The sequence below is a fragment of the Nitrososphaera sp. genome (assembly GCF_050748925.1).
Taxonomy (GTDB): domain Archaea; phylum Thermoproteota; class Nitrososphaeria; order Nitrososphaerales; family Nitrososphaeraceae; genus Nitrososphaera.
On sequence record NZ_JBOGQF010000196.1, the window covers coordinates 1 to 2,400 of the forward strand.

Sequence of the window (2,400 nt, forward strand, 5' to 3'; positions counted from 1 at the left end):
TCTCGCAGATCTGGCATCTCTTTTGTCCGGAAGCGTACCTGCCGGAGCCGACTGGCTTTTGAGCCTTGTGACGTATGCATATACCTTTGCAAGTCATTTTTATTCACCGGGTAACTACTAAAGTGCACGACGATTGCCGTGAAATTAGTCTCTTTCCCTGCGCTCATTACACACGATAACTATTTAAAATTTGTATAAATATTCTATCATTAAACAGCATATTTTAACAAAATTTATACAGCAGCAGGCGAAGTAATATTGTAATTGTTCTAAATAAAATACGGGAAAACTATAGTTATATGTTGAAAATACTATGCAATAAACCTCTTTATCATATGTAAATGCAGTATATTTTTCCTTTTGGCAGTGTAAAATCTTGAAAAGAATGCTGAAACAGGCAAGATTTTTTCGCTATATTTATTTGTTTGCATAGGCTGTCTGGTTGCAAGGCGGGCAAGCTTAGAGCCAGTGCTGTATGCGCAGAAAGTCGTCTATGGGCTCTTTTTTCAGCAGTTTAATCAGGGCAAGCGCCTGAGGGACCGACAGCATAGGCTTGGTAAAGTGGTTGTCAGTCGCTATCCTAGGGCATGCCACCTGGATGAACGCATCTATCCCTTTGAATATCTGGAGCCTGTCGTTTGTTATTTCGGTGAGCGCGATCATCTGCGCCTTTTTGCCCAGCTTTTCCAGCTCTTTTTTCAGCTCGAGCGCGCGCACGTGCGCAAACTGGCCTTCCTTCAGGCCGATGACTATCCCTATCCTTTCTGCGTCCAGCGCCTTGTATATGCCGAGGATGGCACGCTTTTGCAGGCCCTGCGCAAACTCGTTTACCTGCGTGTATTCTTCGAAATACGGGTCGAGCATGAACGTCGGCTTTTCAGTCGACATGGCGATGCTTGCCGAGTGGAACTGGCTCTGTCCCAAAAACACATATGCGTCTATCTGCTTTTGCACGTTCCACGCGGGGTAAAACTCGCATCCAAACACCTGCGCGTCACGCAGCTGGCCTTTGCCTTTTCCGATAATTACATTGTAGCCGTATTGCTCAAACACCTTTTTTGCGCCTTCCACCTGCTCCAGGTGCTGGCTGTCCGTCAGCAATGATATTGCCTTATACTTGCCCTGCATCTCTTTTGCAAACTTTTCTGCAACCTTTTCAAAGCCTACGTCGTCGTACGCGTTAATCATGACTACCTTGTCACCAAAGGTCTCCATCGCGACCGTGTGGCCGACGCTAAAGAGAATGTCGGCGCCAAGCATGTCGGCCGCGTGCGTATTCAGGTCGCACGAGCCCCAGCACGTGTCGCCAATCACGTATGCTTCGATGCCGAATTTTTCCGTGATGTGGTCTGCCGCGTCCTGCAACTTTGGTATCAGCGCCTCGGCGCCGTTCAATGCTACTGAACGCGGCTTGCGCTCCTCAACTATCTCAAACATCCTCTTTTCATCTATCTTTATCATTTTATCACCAGCGGTGTCACCCGGATTGCAAACTTGGGGCACACTGCCTCGCAGCCAAAGCAATAGATGCAGTCCCTTTCCCTGCTCGGCATCGCCTTTCTGTCTGCGCCCTCGCCTTCCCACTCAAACACGTTGACGGGGCACACGTCGATGCACGCGCCGTCGCCGACGCACAGGTCAAAATCCACGGCAACGTCGGTGCCATAGATGCCTAGTTTGCTACTGTCGCCGTCATGCCCGACCTTCCGGTTCCCGTGCACCTGCGCGCTCCTGTGCGCCTGAAAGTCGGGGTCTATGGGCAACGAGGTACAGGCTTGTAAAATTCAATTTAAATCATGCTATGATGAGGGCTCCATGCGGTCTAACCCGCCCGTGACCAGCCTCTGCCCCTGTGCGCCCCGGCCGTAGAACTCCTCTACCATCTGATTGACGCTTTCGTCCTTTATCACACTAGCCAGGACTTTATCCGCGTGAGCCTGGTCTCTAAAGAATTGCTGCAGTATCCAAACGTCCTCACTTTCGGCCGCGGAAAGGACCTTGGCAATGCTGTCGCAGCCAGGAGGAACTCCTCTGGCGCTGAGCAGAAACGTTTCGGACCTCAGCATCCCGTGCTTTCTCCAAATCTGGTCGTTTTGCCTGCCTACCTTTACCATGGCGTCACGGTTCTTTTTTGGCACTCGCCAAAAGGTGAGCGCGACGTAACTTCCAGTCTCTTCATTAGAGGATTTATTCATAGGTCTCCTGCCGCTGATAATATAAAATGCATTCCGCCCCAAGGGGTGGCTGTATGTGGCATGCAAACTATCTTTGAAAAATTGAAAAGTGGAGGCAGCCCGCCGGTACCACCGCTGGCAAAAGGCCCCATTTCAAGCCCTGCGAGATCCACCACGTAGACGTGCTAGCATGGCTACGCCGCCTTAGGGTTGCTCCCTCCCGGAC

Annotated in this window: 3 protein-coding genes; all 3 read right to left on the reverse strand. The window is 50.6% G+C overall.

What is annotated here, in order from left to right:
• Positions 1-459 precede the first annotated feature (459 nt).
• The 3 genes from dph2 to ACREAY_RS11370 are packed head-to-tail and all read right to left on the reverse strand — an operon-like array spanning position 460 to position 2,195.
• Positions 460-1,461: a diphthamide biosynthesis enzyme Dph2 gene (dph2, locus tag ACREAY_RS11360; RefSeq protein WP_431755883.1), complete on the reverse strand. Its 1,002-nt coding sequence runs from the start codon at positions 1,459-1,461 to the stop codon at positions 460-462.
• Positions 1,458-1,763, reverse strand: a complete 306-nt coding sequence (locus tag ACREAY_RS11365; RefSeq protein ID WP_431755884.1) for a 4Fe-4S dicluster domain-containing protein — start codon at positions 1,761-1,763, stop codon at positions 1,458-1,460. Before ACREAY_RS11365 ends, dph2 begins: the two co-directional genes overlap by 4 nt.
• Positions 1,764-1,799: 36 nt before the next feature.
• Positions 1,800-2,195, reverse strand: coding sequence for a DUF1428 family protein (locus tag ACREAY_RS11370; RefSeq protein WP_431755885.1), 396 nt, complete (start codon positions 2,193-2,195; stop codon positions 1,800-1,802).
• Positions 2,196-2,400 lie beyond the last annotated feature (205 nt).

Coding starts and splice junctions, on each gene's coding strand:
- ACREAY_RS11370 (WP_431755885.1), bottom strand. CDS start 2,195: ATGAATAAATCCTCTAATGAAGAGACTGGAAGTTACGTCGCGCTCACC.
- dph2 (WP_431755883.1), bottom strand. CDS start 1,461: ATGATAAAGATAGATGAAAAGAGGATGTTTGAGATAGTTGAGGAGCGC.